This is a genomic window from Burkholderia sp. RF4-BP95 (genome assembly GCF_001521985.1).
Taxonomy (GTDB): Bacteria; Pseudomonadota; Gammaproteobacteria; order Burkholderiales; family Burkholderiaceae; genus Burkholderia; species Burkholderia diffusa.
Genome location: NZ_LOSX01000066.1, coordinates 302,910 through 319,671 on the forward strand (window position 1 = coordinate 302,910; position 16,762 = coordinate 319,671).

Consider the following 16,762-nt stretch of genomic DNA (forward strand, 5'->3'; position numbering starts at 1 on the left):
GCACATTGAATCCGTACGCCCAGCGACTCCGCGATTATAGCGATTTTTGGCGCAAACGCCAAGCCAGGCGGTAAAAGCAGCGTCCAGCCCGCCTTTACCGACCAAAAATGCGAAACCGGACTGTCCGACCAGGCGGCACAATCCGCGCAGCGCGTATATATACAGTCAAAAGCAAACCGCGCAACGCGAGATGCCGATGCAACCCGACTCGCGCCAGTATTGCGGGCACACCGGCGGCTTCACGCCGCCGACCGCCGGAAACGCTCAGCGACCGCGCGAGCGATTACGCTGCGGACGCTGGCCGCCGCGCGCACCACCGCCACCGTTGCCGGCGCCTTCGGCGCGATTGCCGTTCGGATTGCGGTTGCCGCCCTTGCCGCCGCCGCGCTTGCCGCCCGCGCCTTCACGCTTGGGGCCGGCGCCATACGACGCACGATTGCCATCGACATCGCGACCGCCGCCCGAGCGGTTGCCGTAGCCCGACGGCGAAACCGGCAGGCTGCCGTAGCCGCTCAGGCCAGGCAAGCCCGGGGCGCCACGTCGACCGCCACCGCGACGCGGCTGATCGAGCTGACCATGCGTCGTCAGCACCGGCTCGCGGCCAATGAAGCCCATCGACGTCTGCATCGGATCCGGCTGGCGGCGCTCGGCCTGCCCGCCACCACCACGCTTGCCCTTTTCCTCGGACGGCGCCTTCAGGCCGACGGTCGCCATCAGCTTGCGCACCTGCGCTTCGTCGAGCTCCTCCCAACGACCGCGCTTCAGGCCGCGCGGCAGCGGAATCGGACCGTGACGCGTACGGATCAGGCGACTCACCATCAGGCCGGCCGCCTCGAACATCCGGCGCACTTCGCGGTTGCGGCCTTCGGCCAGCGCGACGTGATACCAATGGTTCGTGCCCTCGCCGCCGCCGTCGCGGATGCGCAGGAAGTTCGCCGGGCCGTCATCGAGTTCGACGCCGTGCAGCAGCTTCTGCCGCATCCCTTCGGACAGTTCGCCGACGACGCGCACCGCATACTCGCGCTCGACGCTGTAGCGCGGATGCATGAAACGGTTTGCGAGATCGCCCGACGTCGTGAGCATCAGCAGGCCTTCGGTGTTGAAGTCGAGACGACCCACCGCGAGCCATTTCGCCGTCTTCATCGGCGGCAGGCGATCGAACACCGACGGACGACCCTCCGGGTCGGCGTGGCTGACGATCTCGCCCGTCGGCTTGTGGTACAGCAGCACGCGCGGCGGCTTGTTCGGCAGCTTGCGCTTGACCGGCTTGCCGTTGATGCGGACCTGGTCGGTCGGCATGATGCGCTGGCCGATGTGCGCGGGCTCACCGTTCACCGACACGCGGCCGGCGACGATCAGCTCTTCCATTTCACGGCGCGAGCCCATGCCGGCTTCCGCGAGCACCTTGTGGAGCTTCGGCGCGTCGTCGTCCGGCGACAGCACGCGCTTGTTCGTCGGCTGGTTGCGGCCGCGACGCAGCATCGGCGCACGTACGCCGCTGCCGCCGGCCGAATTGTCCGCATCGAACGCCGGCGACGTCACATAGGCGAACAGGTCGTCCTGCGACGCCGCGTCGCCGTCGGCCTTCGCTGCGCCGCCCTCGGCCTTCGCCGACCCGCCGCGCCGCGCCTGGCCGCCTTGCCCGCCCTGGGCACCCTTGGCCGCACCTTCGCGCTTGCCGGCCGGCTTGCGGCCGCCCTTGGCCGCGCCTTCCTTGCGCGGCGCGCGTGCGGGCTGAGCTTCCGCGGCCGGCTGCGCATCCGCGCCTTCGCCGCCCTGCGACTCGCCTTCGCCCTTCGACTTGGCCGCCGCACGGCGGCGCGCGATCAGGCTGCGCGGGCCGCGCCGCAGGCCGCGGCGGGGACGCTCGTCACCACCCGCGGCCTGAGCATCCTGCTCCGGCGCATCGTCGGCACGCGCGGCCTGCACGGCAGGCGCGGACGATTCAATATCGTGGATATCAGTCAAAACAACCTCAAAATGTCAGGTCTCGCGCCCGGCTCGGGCGCGGCAAGAAGTCGGCCGCGATCAGGCGCGGCGCTGTTCGGGTTCTGCTTCGTCGTCCGGCAGTGCGTCGGCGCCGATGGGCGCGCTGGCACTGCGTACGGCATCGGCGAGGCTGTCGGACGTATCGTCCAGCAGTTCGCCGTCCGCGGGACGGGAGCGTGAGGCGTCAGCGTGGCCAGGCTCGCCCGGCATGTCGCCGGCCGCTTCCGCTCCGTCTCCGGCAACCGCGTCGGCGGCCGGTTTGCGATCTTCCTCGTTCCCTTCCGCGCGCAGCGACTCGGGCTGCTCGCCGGCCGGCGCTACTTCGGCGCCGCCCTGTTCCATCTGAACGCGATCAGCTTCCAGCGTATCGCGGTTCGGCATTTCCTGCGTCGCCGCACCTTCCGCTGCGGCGTCGCCCGGCAATTCATCCGGCTGCATGTGCGACACGTCGGCCGCCGCTTCGCCGGCTTCCGGCACCGCGTCCGCTACCGGCGCGTCGCCATCGAAGTCCATCGCCTGCTGCGCGAGCAGCGCGGCCTCGATGTTCGCGGCCGGCTCCTCGAGCGCCGGCAGGTCGTCGAGCGCCTTCAGGCCGAGATCGTCGAGGAACTGCTTGGTCGTCGCGTACAGCGCCGGACGTCCCGGCACGTCGCGATGCCCGATCACCTCGATCCAGCCGCGATCCTCGAGCTGCTTGACCACCTGCGTATTGACCGTGACGCCGCGAATCTCTTCGATGTCGCCGCGCGTGACGGGTTGCCGATACGCGATGATCGCGAGCGTTTCGAGCACCGCGCGCGAATATTTCGGCGGTTTCTCGGGATGCAGCCGGTCCAGATAATGGCGCATCGCCGGCTTGCTCTGAAAGCGCCATCCGGTTGCCAGCGCCACCAGTTCGACACCGCGACCGGACCAATCCTGTTTCAGATCTTCGAGCAACGTGCGGACCGTGTCAGCCGACACGCCGTCGGCAAAGAGCTTGCGCAAATCGCCGAGTTTCAGCGGTTCTTGCGCGCAGATCAAGGCAGTCTCGAGGACGATCTTCGCCTCTTGGGTATTCATGCAGCTAGGCCAGACCCTGTGGTCAAACGAACCGGATCAACAAACAGACGAAAGGAACGGAAGACGCGCTCGCCCGATTCTGATCGGTCATATTGATGGGAGCACGAACCGGGGGCGGCGAACCAACTTCAAGCCAGGCCCAAACCGGACGGAACAGCACGGCTCAACGACGGAACCGCGTGACTGAGCGCCATCTTACGCAAAATTGCCCGGTGCGTAAAGATGAGCCGAACGGCCCGTCGCCCGCACGCCGCAGCAGCTCCGCCCCCGCTTCAACGCAGGCCCGCGCCGCGCGCGAGGAACGCCCGCAAGCGCTCGACGCCCGCGTCGAGCCGCACCGGATCGCACGCGTAGCACCAGCGCACGAACCCTTCCCCTTCCGGGCCGAACGCGCGCCCCGGCGCCAGCCCAAGCCCGGCCTCGCGCACCAGCGACTTGCAGAACGCGAGACTGTCGTCCGCGCCCGGCAGGCGCAGGAACAGGTACATCGCGCCCGGCGGAGGCGGCACATCGACGCCCGGCAACGTGCGCAGCGCGGCGACCAGGTGGTCGCGCGCGCCACGCAGCGCCGCAACGAACGACTGCACGAACGATTCGCCGTCGCGCAGCGCGACTTCCCCCGCGGCCTGGATGAAACCCGGCGCACACGACGTGTTGTATTCGACCAGCTTCGACAAATCGCCCATGATCGACGCCGGCGCGACCAGCCATCCGAGCCGCCAGCCCGTCATCGCCCAGGCCTTCGAGAACGAATTCACGACGATGACCCGCTCGTCGCGCGACGCGATGTCGAGAAACGACGGCGCGCCGTCCGCGCCGAACGCGAGCCGTTCGTACACCTCGTCGGAAACCACCCAGATGCCGTGACGCCGGCAATGCGCGAGGACGGCCCGCTGGTCGTCGCGGGACATCGTCCAGCCGGTCGGATTGTTCGGCGAGTTCACGAACAGCATTCGCGTGCCGGGCGTCAGCGCCGCGAGTAGCCGGTCGATGTCGAGCCCCCAGCCCTCATCGCCATGGCGGAGCGGCATGCACTCGACCTGTGCACCGAGAATCTTCGGGATTTCAACGAGGTTCGGCCAGAGCGGCGTGACCGCGACGACACGATCGCCCGGACTGACCAGCAGCTGCGCGGCCAGCATCAGCGCGCTCACACCCGAACTCGTCACGGCGATCGCGTCGGCCGCGGTCGCGCCGTGACGCGCGCTCACATAGGCCGCAATCGCGTTGCGCAACGATACCGTGCCGAGGTTGTGCGTGTAGAAGGTTGCTCCGTCCCGGAGCGCCGCGGCAGCCGCGTCCCGAATGAATGCCGGCGTCACGCGATCGGATTCGCCGAACCAGAATGGCAGCACGTCGGGCACGCCGAAGCCGGCGTTCGCGACTTCCCTGATCAGCGAAGGACGCAGCGCGCGGACCGCGCTGCGTGCCGTCGGCTCGCCCGTCGCCGGGCCGACATCTGCGGAATACGTCATCGAGAACCGCCACCGAGGAACACGATCCGCGTAGTGTACCGGCGTGCGCGCCGGATCAGCACCCTCAATCGAGGTCTTCCGCCCGCGCCGGCATCTGGCGCACGAGTTCCCAGATCGCCTGCGCGGCCGGCGACAGCGACCGGTCGCGGCGGCGCACCAGCTCGACGGTGCGCTCGGTACGCGGCGTCAGCGGCCGCGCGACCAGCGACGATCCCGCCGGCAGCGGCAGCGACAGCCACGGCTGCACGCTCACGCCGACACCGGCCTCGACGAGCCCGAATACCGTCGCCGAATGCCCGAGCTCCTGCATGACCGTCGCGTTCACCCGATGGGCTGCCAGCGCGGCGTCGATCAATGGCCGGCTTCCGGACGCGTGATCGAGCAGGACGAGGCGCTCGCCGTCGAGCGCCGTCCAGGGCACCTCGGCCCGCGCCGCGAGCGGATGATCGGCGCGCGCGACCAGGCAGAACGAGTCGGTCATCAACGGTTCGCACACGAGATCGGCAACGGTGAGCGGCCCGATGACGACGCCGAAATCGACCTCGCTCGACTTCACCTTTCGCAGCACGTCGCTCTGCACGTCGTCGCGCAGGCCGAGCGTGACGAACGGAAACTGGCGCTCGCAGGCCGCGACGACGCGCGGCATCAGCCGGCACGCAATCGTCGGGCTCGCGGCGACGATCACGCGCCCCCGCCGCTGCTCGCCGATCTCGCGAATCTCGCGCAGCGTGTCGTCGAGATCGTCGATCAGGCGGGACACACTCGCGATCAGGTTCCCCCCGACGTCGGTCAACTGCACGTCGCGGGTCGTCCGGTCGATCAGCTTCAGCCCGAGCTCGGCCTCGAGTTCGCGCACGCAACGGCTGACCGCGGACTGCGTGAGTCCGATCTCGTCACCCGCGCGACTGAAGCTCCGGAGCCGCGCAACCTCGATGAATACGCGAAGCTGGCGCAGCGTAACGTTCATCCCCTCACCTCATCAATCGTCGATATCGATGCACGATTTTAATGCACGAAATCAGCGTCGATTGGCGAATGCCGCACCGGCCGCACATGTTTCGCTGCGGTGCAATATCCACGGAAACGCACGTGGCGCGGGCGAATTGCACAAGATTGGTGATTGTCCTGATTTGCTGACGGGTTATTTTGGCGTCTTATACGCCCCTAGCTGACTTAGCCGTTAGCCCGCTGCCAAGCGGCTCTCGAGGGAATCGCCTCCGACATGGCACGCATCGTGCTTTACCTGACGCACAGGGCGCAGGTCGAGTCGGACGGAAGGCAGAAACGCCGCTGCCGGTCAACCGGACGCCCCCACCCGGCACTCGACACTCGAGTGCTTGAAGAGTGCGCGGCGCAGGGCAGCGCACCGGAGTTAGCTTCGCTGAGGTGAGGACATGATGCTGTTCGACGATTTGAGAGATAACGAGTGGGCGCTGGTCGAAGGTCTGTTTTGCTCGGAACCCGCACGCAGTGAACGGCGCGGCCGCCCCCGCGTGGAGGCCCGCTCGGTGGTAAACGCCGTGCTGTGGGTACTGTCGACCGGTGAAGGCTGGTCGAAGCTGCCGGGTCGCTATCCGTCGCCGCCGACCTGCCGCCGTCGCTTCGACGAATGGCAGGCGGACGGGACGCTCGCCGAAATCGTCAAGCGCCTCGGCACGAGCGGCCGCCAGATCTCGCTGCGCGGGCGCATCGGGGCAAGCGCGGCGAAGCCGCCTGCACCGCCGAGCCGCGACCGGTTGCGCGGCGCCTTCTGGACCAATCCGGAATCCTGGCGCGCCCCCGTGAAGATGGCGTAACGCATGCTCGATCGGGCGGCTTCGGCCGCCCGGTTTCTTTCGGCGCCACGCGCTTTGCGCGGCGCCCACGTCGTCGTCGATTACCGCTGTCGTGCCGCGATACATCTATTTACTATTATTTACAGCAAGCCTGCACTCCCGCGCTTACCTTAGCGTCATATCAACAAGCCGCGCCGATGGCTTGAAGGGAGCCCCGCCATGAAAACAATGTCACTGCTCGTCGCATGCGGCATTGTCATTTCGCTGGCGCTGACCGCCCCCGCTCACGCCGACGATCGCGCGAAGCCGCCTCACCGCCAGCAGGATCACCGAAACACCCTTCGCCAGCAACCGCCCGCCACGTCGCTCAATCGACAGACCGTGCCGCGCGGCGATTTGCGCGGCGACATCGCCAGCAACGCACGCGCGCGCATCGGCTCGCAGCCGACAGATCTGCCGCGTCATCCGTAGTCCACAGGATTTCGTCAAAGAAAATTCCCGAATCCGGGAACTGCTCGACATACGACGAGTCACATCCGTTGCCATGAGCACAGCGTGGCAACAGCAAAAGTATCCGGTACGCCCGTATCCTCGCGATACGGGCTTTTTTTTGAATGCCGCCGGCGACGGCGCGAGGTCAGGAGTGCGCCGCTACAGGCGGCTTTCGAGAATCGCCACGGCGCTCGCTTCGCTTAACGCGTAGTCGTCCATACGGCGATCGGTCCAGGAAAGTAATTTCTCGTCGCGCTCGAGGCGCGCGCATTCGGCCCGACCACTATCGGTCAGCACCGCGATGTCGACCGGCGCATGGAAACCGGGCGCGGGGGCAACCGTCTTCTGCCTGACCGTGTCCATCAGCCCCAGCGACCGAAGATACTCGAACACGCCCGGGCGGCGCGCCCACGGTACCTGGCGGTACTGCACTCGTCTCAATGCGTCGAGCACCGCTTCGTTGGAATACGTGGCCATCTCGATTCTTTCTTAAAGTGCAGCGACAATGCGAAGCGGCGCGCCGGGCGGGAGCTCCACCCGCCGATACCGCCACCGATTCTGGGGGCCGACGTTCGGCATCGCGTCAGGGCCGGATCGTCAGCCGTCCATAAAAAGACACCATACCCCAATCAAATTGATTCTGTTCGATTCATTTGTACTTCTCTTCATCGGTTTCATGCTCTTCCGCAAGCGGCGGAGACTCATCGCGATCGCCAGCGTCGCGCTGCTCTGGCTGCTCGCGACAGGCTGGCTCACCGCGCCACTCATCGCATGGACCGAGGCGGGCGTGACGCCGGTCGAGCGCCCCGACATGCACGGCCGCACCACACTGATCATCATCGGCATTGGCACACGGCGCAGCGACACCGGCCTGCGGCCGCCGCCCGACGGCGAAGCACGCATCCGCACGACCGCGGCGCTCTATCGCACGTGCCGCGAGCAGGCCACCCGCTGCACCGTGGTGATGTCGGGCGGCGACCCTCAACATCACGGCGAAACCGAGGCGGCGGTCTACGGGCGCCGCCTGATCGCGGAAGGCGTCGCTCCCGGCGACCTCGTTCTGGAGCCGGACAGCCGTACCACCTACGAAAATGCGAAATTCACCGCTTCTATACTACGCTCACAACATGACGACTCGCGCATTCTCGTTGCATCGTCCTACCAGATGCGTCGCGCATTGCTCGATTTCCGCCACTTCGGCATCGATCCGCAGCCCGTTTATTCCAATCGCCGGCGCGCGCAAACGGGCTGGCTGCCCCGCTGGCACAACCTGGAAGATGCGAATCAGGCATTGCACGAGCTGATCGGTATCGCGCAGTTCCACGTCTACCGATGGCTCGGCTGGTTTTGACGGCGACGCGTGCAGCGAACGCGCAAACGACTGCGCCGCTCGGGATGGCATGCGCATGACGGAATGCACGAAGTGTTGCGCGACTTCAACGGGGCCTTGCGCTGCACGCCGATCCGGTGCACATTGATCCGTCACTTTTGTTACACTCGACACGCACTCGATTGCAGTCGCCAGACAAAACGGCAACATTCGGGTTCATCACCACTTAGCGGAGGTAAAGCAATGAAGAAGACGTCCCTGGCTATTCTGGTCGCGATGTCGGCGCTGACTGGCGCAGCGTATGCGCAAGAGAGCACGCAAATCCAGACCATCACCGACCCGGCCAAGATCGCCGAGATCGAGCAGCGCGCACAGGCACTGCAACAGCAGCAAGCAGCCGAGGCTGCACAGCCGGCGGTGCAGGAAGAGCACCACGGCAAGAAGGCTGCTCACCACAAGGCAGCGAAGAAGGCTGGCAAGAAGGCCGCCAAGGCCGCTCCGGCAGACGCTGCCAGCCAGTAAGTTCGGCGGCACCGCACAAGCGAAAAGCCGAATCCGGGCAACCGGGTTCGGCTTTTTTGGTTGCGGCGCCTGCGCGCTGTGCTAAAGTCGCGCACCGAAATTTTCCACCCGTGCGCACCCCGGTGCGGAGGACAGCATGAGCAACATTCAACTCGACATCGAGTGGACCGACGCAGCCACTCGCAAGATCAAGCAACTGATGCCGCGCGGCTCGGACGACGCCTTCCTCGCGCTGCCGCCGATCGAGTGCCTGCCGATGGAGGGCGACGTAATTTTCCTCGGTCCGCAAGGCAAGCAGCAACCGTTTATCGTCGCCGAACGTCAGTATCACCACGACGGCGACGCCGACTGGACGATCATCCTGATTCTCGACGTACCCAGCGCGTCGCACTGACGCGCCGCGGCGGCCGGCAATGTGTCCGGCCGCACCAGCCTGCTCATGCGGGCTTCGACAGCACGCGGATTCCGGACCGATCAACTCAGTGCGCGGCATGCGCATGCACAGCCAAAGCCACCCGGCCGTCCCGGCGCTCGGCGAATCGCGCCAGCCCCAATTCAGAAAAGATTGCGAATCAGCGAATCCAGCACGCGCCGGATCGCCACGTGTCGCATTGCGGCTCCACCAAAAAAATTGCCCGCGCTTCAGAAGAAGCGCGGGCGAAACCGTCGCCCTACGAGGATAGGCGACGGGGCCATCGAGATCCGCGCGAGGCGCGGATCGTCATCGGTTACGCCAACACTCGCAGCGCCGGCATCTGAGACGTCGAAACCGTTGATCGGGCGCTCGCGACGCCTGCCCGGTCTCTGACGCCATCCTCCCTGTCCTAACGATTCGCACTTATAAAGCAGTTTGCGTGCCAGGCGCACTTTCGAAAGCATGCCATTGATCCATAAGGATATTTTCCGAGGTCACGGTGATGTAACACCCGTTCCTTCGCCGTAACGCGCGAATGTTACGTAACGTCACGACGGAGGGGCGCGAACGTCCCGCACACGCCAGAATTGGCAGTCGCGCGCGACCATGAAAAAAGCCCGCCGGAAGGCGGGCTTTTTCGAAGAGCGGGAGCGTACCGCGATCAGCGCAGCTGATTCACGAGCAGCCCCATGATCTGCCGGGCCGGCCCCGACGTATCGATCGCACCCGAGTCGTCGACGATTGCCACACGCGTCTGGTCGGGCGTCAGCGCCTTCACGTTGACGCGATACTGCTTCGCTTGTTTTTCCTTCTTGCCGTGGAACAGCTGGCTCCAGAAGCCCTGCTCGGCCGAGCTCAGATCCTTCGGATCGACATAACGCACGAAATACAGCCCCTTCGTGCGATCGCGATCGTCGACCGTGAAGTTCGCGCGATCGAGTGCGAGGCCGACATGCAGCCACGACCGGTCGTACGGTTCGCCGAGCGTGACTTCGGACGGCACCGCGGCCGAATCGACGTCGTTCGCTTGCGACGACGTACGCGCGACGTTCTGCGCAGCGATCGCCGCGGCGGCGGCCTTCGATGCGTCGGTATCTGCCTTCTTGTCCTTCGGCACCGTGTTGTCGTTGATGTTCGCGATCGGCGGCTCACCGTTCTTCGCGCGCTGCTCGTTCTGTGCGAGCACCGCCATCAGCCGCTTCAGGTATTCGGTCTCGAGCGCCGGATCGTTGGGTTTCGCTTCCCACTTGCTCGAATCGTTGTTCGCGCCGGTGATCGCCTCGCGCATGCCCTTCTGGCTAATGAACACGTAGGTGCCGCCGTTCGGCGCCGAATCGAGGCGGGTGCGGTACTTGTTGCGCTCGGCCGTCACGTACGAATTGCCCATCGCCTTGGAGATCACGCTGCGGATCAGGCCGTCGTTGATCTGCGGATGGGTTTCGTTCCAGTCGGTTTCCATCACGCCTTTATCGCGCTGGTCGACGACGAGCAGGAAGCCCTGCTCCTGCCAGAAACGGCGAACTTGCGGCCAGATGTCGGCGGGCTTCTTGCCGTCGATCACGAGCCAGCTCTCGGTGCCGTCGCGCTGAATATGCATGCCGGCCACGGCGGGCGCGACGGTGTCCGTCGTGGGCGCCGCGTGCTGGACCTGCTGAAGTGCAGACAGGGAAGTCGCACCGCCCTGTGGCGGCAGCGAACGCTGATCGGCCGTCTCGTCGAGCATGTTGGGCGGCACTGCGAGCGACGCTTCCTTCGATTTGGAATCGCTCTTGTAGTCCACTTTCGTGGGCGACGACGTACCGCAACCGGCAACGAGCGCGCCGGTGGCGAGCACTGCAGCGAACCGCATGGTAAGACGAAGATCAGTCATGTTCGGGGAATCCTCTTCCGCTAAATCACGGCGCTTTCCGTGGATCAACCTTGCATTTTACCGGGGCCGCGCCGGGATGTGCAAAAAAGCGACCGGCAAGAAAAAACCCGCGTCAGCCTGAACTGACGCGGGTTCTTTGTCTGGTCGGGGCGAGAGGATTTGAACCTCCGACCACCTGCACCCCATGCAGGTACGCTACCAGGCTGCGCTACGCCCCGAAAGAAAAAAATTATAACAGACAGTTGGCCGCTTTAGAACGGGTCGCATGCATTTTGTGCATGTTCCTGCGAAATTTTTTGCGACATGACCCAACGGGGCAAGCCGGCTTCGACACGGGTGGCAACGCGCATCCCGCTATGCCACGGTCCGGCCATGCGATCCGCCCCATGCTCACGGCCGGTGCGCGACACAGATGACCGTGAGGCCCGCCATCCGGTTGAATCGGAACATCGGCAACTCGGCCCGGCAGATCAGCTTGAGCAAACCGTTGACGACCGGATGGTGCCGGCGCAACTGCGACGCCGGTTCGCGCGGTTGCCGCCGCACCCGCTCGCTCAGTCGCAATGCCGCCGCGAGCGGGAACGTGAGGCCGAAGTAGTAGGCGCCGCGCTCGACCTCCAGCCCCGCACGACGCGCGACATCCTCGAGACCGTCGAGCGTATACCTGCGCTTGTGCTCGAGAAAATCGTCATGCGCGCTCCAGAGGAACTGAAACGCGGGAACCGTGATCAGGAACCGGCTGCCCTTCGGCGCACCCGCCACGTAGCGGGCAAGCAACCCGACATCGTCGTCGACGTGCTCGAGGACATCCATCAGCAACACGAGATCGGCATCGAACCGATCAACGGCCCGGCGAAAATGGACGGGCTTGCCGGCCGCCTCCCCGTCGGTGTCGTCGGTGTAGCTCGTATCGACACACCATGCTTCCGTCGCCTGCGTGCGCTCGAGCAAATGCTTCGAAAAGAAACCCGAGCCGGCACCGACGTCGAGTATGCGGTTCGCGTCCGACGTGCCCAGAAACCGACGGATCGCGCTCGCCTTCGACGCGTAGTACCAGTGATCGCCTACATCCGCTCCCAATACGTCGAGCTCCTTCAGATCCATGACGCCTCCCCCGTGTCGGCCACCATGCTTTGATCCATCCAGCCACTGACGCCGATCTTACCGCGCCGCCGCCGTCGCACGTACGGCAAGTTGCGCGATTCGCACGGGCAACCTGTGTCGCGCCTTAATCGAAAAGGACGATGGCCGATTCGTCGCGGATCGCTACCGTGCGCTTGGCCGGTGCGAGATCAACGCGCACGGCACATCGTCCGACTGCACGCCGATCGATATGGCACGTCTCCGCTTCGCCGCGCTGCGCGGCACGCCGGCGGCGGTTTCGATCGCAACGGCGGTCGCGACGTCCCGTCACCGTCTCAGACAAAGGCCAGTGAATGACTCAGAAAAGCGACATTTCCCGTCGACACTTTCTCCAGCTGGGTGCCGGCACGATTGGCATCATGCTGGGAGGCACGCCTCTTCTGTCCGCGTGCGGCGGCGATTCGATCGCGGTCGCCCCCGTCACGACGCCCAGGCTCGGTTCGGCAGCGAACTTTCGTGACACCGGAGGACCGGACGGAGCGGGCTATGCCACCGCGAGTGGTGCAGCGATGAAGAAAGGCGCGATCTACCGGTCGTCCGCGCTCGCGCTGTCGGCGGCCGACCTCGCAACGGTCGATACGCTCGGCATCACGCACGTATGCGACCTGCGCACGACCGCGGAGATCCACGCGCAGCCGGATGCGCCATTGGCCGGCGCCACCTGGCAGAACCTCAACGTGCTCGGCGTCGCCAGTATCGGTGCTCTCCCGACCGACGGTGCGACTGCCGCGGCCTTCATGCAAAGCATGTATCGGGCGTTCGTGACGTCGGAAACGGCACGGACGAGTTACCACACGCTATTCGCCGGCTTTGCCGCGTCCGGTGGCAACCTGGTCTTCCACTGCACGGCCGGCAAGGATCGCACCGGCTGGGCGACGGCCATTCTGCACACGATCCTCGGTGTCCCACGGCAGACGATCCTCGCCGACTATCTGCTGACCAACGTCTACAGCGCGTCGGAGATCGCCGCTTATGTCGCACAGGCGCGCAAAAGCGGCGGACAGGATGCGGCCGACATGATGGCCGCGTTGCAGAGCGCGCAAGCGATCTATCTGCAGGCGGCATTCGACCAGGTTGTCGAATCGTACGGCTCGATGACGTCGTACATCGAAAACGGCCTGCAGCTGGACCAGACGACGCAGAATGCAATCCGGCGGAGCATGCTGGTCTGATCGGTCGTGCAGGCAGCGAAAGCGCTGGCGCGTCAGCCACTCCCGCCCGCCGCCTGCCCCCCCCCCGGGATCGGACATCGCCTTCATCCGGCATGTCACTCCGCGTCAGCCAACGCCGACGCCGGGTTTGCCGATCCGGCGCAACGCGCGCGCCCACCTCGACCGCAAAACCAAACGACCGTTTGATCTTTCTGCTCCGCCGCCGCGAATCCATTGTCCCGTCGCGCGCCGGCCGGTCCTGCCCGGACGCCCGCTGTTTGGTTACGCCGCTCTAGCGCGCTATGCCACACTGCACGGCATCGACGTCCGCGCCGCGCATCGCGCCGTGCGCCCTCGCCGATCACGACAAGACATGGAGACAGACGATGCGGAATGCGGTCCGGCGCGGCCATCGCACGCCTTTGGCATTTCTCGACTGGATGGCCAGCCCGCGACGCGCGGCCGCGTCGGTTTCACCGGGCGCCTCTCGTGCGCTCGGCTGCGGCGCGCTTGCGCTCGCGCTGCTCTGCGCCGGCTGTGCGGAACCGGCCGCGCAGCGCGACGGCAACACGTCCGTCGCATCGACGAAGATCGAGCGCACCAAGGCCGAACGCCTCGCCCGCGAACAGCAGATCGCGCGCACGGTGCCGTCGCTCGCGTCGCTCAGCCTCACTCAGCGGCGCCCGTTCACGCTGCGCGACTCGGGCCAGAACGGTGCGATGACGTTCCTGCGCGACGTCGATTTCCGCATCGTCAACAACCTCGGCTTCTTCATCCACCAACTGTCCGCGACACTCGTGCCGACGCAGGCCGGCGCACCGATCGTGTTCGACGATCCGACGAGTTTCGAGATCGACGTGCACGAAGGCACGGTCACGCTCGACGACGCGAAGCTGACCGCCCTCTTCAACACTTACATCTTCGGTTACCGCAACGCGCCGCTGCGCAGGCTCGCGGTGTCGGCAGGCGACGGCGTGATCCATCTGCAGGGCGAGATGCAGCGCGACGGCTGGGTGCCGTTCTCGCTGACCGGCACGCTCACGATCCGCGACGGCAGCCAGCTCGTATTCCACCCGACCGGCGTGCGCGTATCGGGCATCAACGCGCAGCCGGTGATGCGCGCGGCCAACGTGAAGATGGCCGATCTGCTGAAGGTCGAAACGCCGATCGCGCGGCTCGCCGGCGACGACCTCGTGATGTCGGTCGACAAGCTGATGCCGCCGCCGCGGCTGAAGATCAGGATCACCGCGCTGCGCGTGACGCCGGCCGGCCTCGACCTGACGCTCGACGACGGCTCGCACGCCGGCTTCGCGCTGCCCGCGAACGCGCCGCAACAGGCGATGTACATCCGCGGTGGCGACGTGAAGTTCATGCGCTCGATGCCGATGAACGCGGACATCTTGATCGGCCCCGTCGATCCGACCAAGCGTGACCAGCATTTCGTGTTCGACCTGTATCACTATCGCGACCAGGTATCGGCCGGCTATTTCAATTTCGACGAAAGCGGCGCGATGGCGATCCGGATGCCGTCGTACGCGGGCCCCGCGAGCGGCGCCGCGCTCGGCAACGCGGCCGCTCGCCTGAACGACAGCTTCCTCGCCGCGCAGCAGACCGCGTTGCACGACTCGCGCCAGCATTGGGAAGCGTTTGCACTCGCGGCCGGCACGGCGCAGCCCGGCATGCAGAAAGTTGCGATGCGGCGCTCGTCGGCCATCCCGTTCAACGAACGGCACGTGTCGAACCGCAACCCGACGATCCATCTGCACAATGTCGATTTCAACCTGTCCGGCGACATCGGCTTCCACGTCGAGGATCTCGACGTCCAGCTCGTCGCGAAACGGCCGGGCGAACCGGTCGACCTCGACGATCCGAACCAGTACGACATCCGCATCCTCGGCGGGACGGTCGTCGAATCGTGGAAGGCGATGTCGGCGCTCTTCAACAACTACCTGCTCGACTACTCGCCGCGCTCGCTGAACGACCTGCAGTTGAGCGCGGACGGTCAGGACCTACGCGTCCAGGGCGGCATCAAGCTCTGGAATCACGTGCCCGGCGTGTGGCTGCCGACCGACATGAAGGGCTCGCTTTCGGTGCTCGACGACCGGCACCTCGCGTTCCGGCCGTCGCAGGTATCGGTGCTCGGCATCCCGCAGGCGAAGTTGCTTCGCTCGCTCGGCATCGAGCTCGCGTCGTTGACGCCGCTGCAGCGGCGCGGCGCGGAACTGCGCGGCGACACGCTCGTGCTCGACCAGTACACCGTCTTTCCGCCGCCGGTGCTGAACGGCAAGCTCGGCCAGGCCACGGTCGAACGCGACGGACTGCGCCTCACGTTCCGGCGCGTTGCCGACGCACCCACGCCAAAGCGGCCGCAGATCGACGCGCCGAGCTACATGTGGATGGAAGGCGGCGACATGAAGATGTTCAACGTGTTGGAACTGAACGTGCGCGCTCTGATCCGGAACTCGGCCGAGGCAGGCCCGATGCGCTTCGACCTGTACAGCTACCGCAGCCAGGTCGCGCAAGGCTCGGTGCGGATGCTGCCGGACGGCACGCTGGTCGTCGACATGGGCAAGCCGAATCCGCTCGCATCGCGCTGATCCGGGCGGGCACGCGCGCATGAAAAAAGCCCGGTGGCGCTTCGCCAACCGGGCTTCGTGTCGATCCGAGCGTCGCGCTCAGTCGTGCTTCAGTCCGTCGATCACGTCGAGGAGCGCCTGCCGCAGCGCGATCACGTCGACCGTTGCCCCCGGCTTGCCCGATGCACGCGCATCGGCGGCCTGCACGTCGGGCTCGACCGGCGCGCCTGCAGCACGCTCGCCGGCCGGCGAATCGAGCCGGTTGCGCGCCCCGTTGATCGTGAACCCCTGTTCGTACAGTAACTCGCGAATCCGCCGGATCAGCAGCACTTCGTGGTGCTGGTAGTACCGGCGATTGCCACGTCGCTTCACCGGTCGCAACTGCGTGAATTCCTGCTCCCAGTAACGCAGAACGTGCGGCTTGACCCCGCACAGCTCACTGACTTCACCGATCGTGAAGTAGCGCTTCGCGGGAATCGGAGGCAAGACGACTTTCTCAACCGTAGTGGTCATCGTCGGTTAACCGTCGGTAAAGGGTGCGCGGCGGCCGCGCGGAGACGTCGGCGCGCGGGCGTTACTCCGCGCCGTTTTCGACCAGCGCCTTCAGCTTCTGGCTCGCGTGGAAGGTTACCACCCGGCGAGCCGCGATCGGAATCGCCTCGCCCGTCTTCGGATTGCGGCCCGGACGCTGCGGCTTGTCGCGCAACTGGAAGTTGCCGAACCCCGACAGCTTGACGCTTTCACCGTTTTCGAGCGCGTCGCGGATCACTTCGAAAAACGCCTCGACCATGTCCTTCGCTTCACGCTTGTTCAGCCCGACGCTGTCGAACAGCAGCTCCGCCAGTTCCGCTTTCGTCAGCGTCGGCGTCTCGGTGGACGCCGGCGCCGAAGCGTCGCGGTTCATGGCACTGCGTTGCGCCGTCAGGAGGGCTTCGAATTCACTCGAGGTCATGTCGTTCATA

General features: G+C 65.9%; 15 protein-coding genes, 1 tRNA gene and 1 pseudogene. 7 read left to right on the forward strand and 10 right to left on the reverse strand.

Features of this window, described 5'->3' with window-relative positions:
* Window positions 1-264: 264 nt before the first annotated feature.
* From rluB to WS46_RS22555, 4 genes are all read right to left on the reverse strand, one after another.
* The gene (gene rluB, locus WS46_RS22540) at window positions 265-1,968 is read right to left on the reverse strand and encodes a 23S rRNA pseudouridine(2605) synthase RluB (protein ID WP_059691814.1); all 1,704 of its coding nucleotides are present in this window, start codon (window positions 1,966-1,968) and stop codon (window positions 265-267) included.
* 60 nt (window positions 1,969-2,028) lie between these two features.
* A complete protein-coding gene (gene scpB / locus WS46_RS22545) occupies window positions 2,029-3,051 on the reverse strand; it encodes an SMC-Scp complex subunit ScpB (protein ID WP_059691815.1) in 1,023 nt (340 codons plus the stop codon).
* Window positions 3,052-3,323: 272 nt separating this feature from the next.
* On the reverse strand, window positions 3,324-4,526 hold the full coding sequence (locus WS46_RS22550; protein WP_059691816.1) for a pyridoxal phosphate-dependent aminotransferase: 1,203 nt from the start codon (window positions 4,524-4,526) through the stop codon (window positions 3,324-3,326).
* A gap of 64 nt (window positions 4,527-4,590) precedes the next feature.
* Window positions 4,591-5,493 carry a LysR family transcriptional regulator gene (locus WS46_RS22555; protein ID WP_059691817.1) on the reverse strand — a complete coding sequence of 301 codons (903 nt, stop codon included), beginning with the start codon at window positions 5,491-5,493 and terminating at the stop codon, window positions 4,591-4,593.
* A 430-nt stretch (window positions 5,494-5,923) separates the two neighbouring features.
* Here WS46_RS22555 and WS46_RS22560 point away from each other — a divergent pair.
* Window positions 5,924-6,319: pseudogene (locus WS46_RS22560) on the forward strand (transposase); the annotation flags it as partial.
* A 201-nt stretch (window positions 6,320-6,520) separates the two neighbouring features.
* Window positions 6,521-6,772, forward strand: a complete 252-nt coding sequence (locus WS46_RS36555; RefSeq protein ID WP_059533075.1) for a hypothetical protein — start codon at window positions 6,521-6,523, stop codon at window positions 6,770-6,772.
* Window positions 6,773-6,952: 180 nt separating this feature from the next.
* Here WS46_RS36555 and WS46_RS22570 read toward each other — a convergent pair whose 3' ends face one another.
* Window positions 6,953-7,270: a hypothetical protein gene (locus WS46_RS22570; RefSeq protein WP_059510817.1), complete on the reverse strand. Its 318-nt coding sequence runs from the start codon at window positions 7,268-7,270 to the stop codon at window positions 6,953-6,955.
* Between the two features lie 157 nt (window positions 7,271-7,427).
* On the opposite strand from WS46_RS22570, the gene WS46_RS22575 reads away from it, so the two are divergent.
* The 3 genes from WS46_RS22575 to WS46_RS22585 all read left to right on the forward strand — a co-directional run bounded on the left by WS46_RS22575 (window position 7,428) and on the right by WS46_RS22585 (window position 9,039).
* Entirely contained in the window at window positions 7,428-8,144 is a 717-nt protein-coding gene (locus tag WS46_RS22575) for a YdcF family protein (RefSeq protein ID WP_059691818.1), read from the forward strand.
* A gap of 222 nt (window positions 8,145-8,366) precedes the next feature.
* The gene (locus tag WS46_RS22580; protein WP_059533079.1) at window positions 8,367-8,645 is read left to right on the forward strand and encodes a hypothetical protein; all 279 of its coding nucleotides are present in this window, start codon (window positions 8,367-8,369) and stop codon (window positions 8,643-8,645) included.
* Window positions 8,646-8,781: 136 nt separating this feature from the next.
* Window positions 8,782-9,039, forward strand: a complete 258-nt coding sequence (locus WS46_RS22585) for a hypothetical protein (protein WP_059533081.1) — start codon at window positions 8,782-8,784, stop codon at window positions 9,037-9,039.
* 682 nt (window positions 9,040-9,721) lie between these two features.
* On the opposite strand, the gene bamC is transcribed toward WS46_RS22585, so the two are convergent.
* The 3 genes from bamC to WS46_RS22600 form a co-directional block, all read right to left on the reverse strand.
* Window positions 9,722-10,930, reverse strand: coding sequence for an outer membrane protein assembly factor BamC (gene bamC / locus WS46_RS22590; RefSeq protein WP_059691819.1), 1,209 nt, complete (start codon window positions 10,928-10,930; stop codon window positions 9,722-9,724).
* A gap of 141 nt (window positions 10,931-11,071) precedes the next feature.
* Window positions 11,072-11,148 (reverse strand) — tRNA-Pro (locus WS46_RS22595).
* Between the two features lie 172 nt (window positions 11,149-11,320).
* A complete protein-coding gene (locus WS46_RS22600; protein WP_059533085.1) occupies window positions 11,321-12,034 on the reverse strand; it encodes a methyltransferase domain-containing protein in 714 nt (237 codons plus the stop codon).
* Between the two features lie 398 nt (window positions 12,035-12,432).
* Between WS46_RS22600 and WS46_RS22605 the strand changes: the two genes are divergently transcribed.
* Together WS46_RS22605 and WS46_RS22610 are read left to right on the forward strand one after the other, a co-directional pair.
* A complete protein-coding gene (locus WS46_RS22605) occupies window positions 12,433-13,245 on the forward strand; it encodes a tyrosine-protein phosphatase (RefSeq protein WP_257130039.1) in 813 nt (270 codons plus the stop codon).
* Window positions 13,246-13,610: 365 nt separating this feature from the next.
* The gene (locus WS46_RS22610; RefSeq protein WP_059691840.1) at window positions 13,611-15,821 is read left to right on the forward strand and encodes a hypothetical protein; all 2,211 of its coding nucleotides are present in this window, start codon (window positions 13,611-13,613) and stop codon (window positions 15,819-15,821) included.
* 78 nt (window positions 15,822-15,899) lie between these two features.
* Here WS46_RS22610 and WS46_RS22615 read toward each other — a convergent pair whose 3' ends face one another.
* The gene (locus WS46_RS22615) at window positions 15,900-16,313 is read right to left on the reverse strand and encodes a MerR family transcriptional regulator (protein WP_059533091.1); all 414 of its coding nucleotides are present in this window, start codon (window positions 16,311-16,313) and stop codon (window positions 15,900-15,902) included.
* 61 nt (window positions 16,314-16,374) lie between these two features.
* Window positions 16,375-16,761 (reverse strand): integration host factor subunit alpha, encoded by a 387-nt coding sequence (locus WS46_RS22620; RefSeq protein ID WP_006486093.1) that lies wholly within the window; start codon window positions 16,759-16,761, stop codon window positions 16,375-16,377.
* Between the last annotated feature and the right edge of the window lies 1 nt (window position 16,762).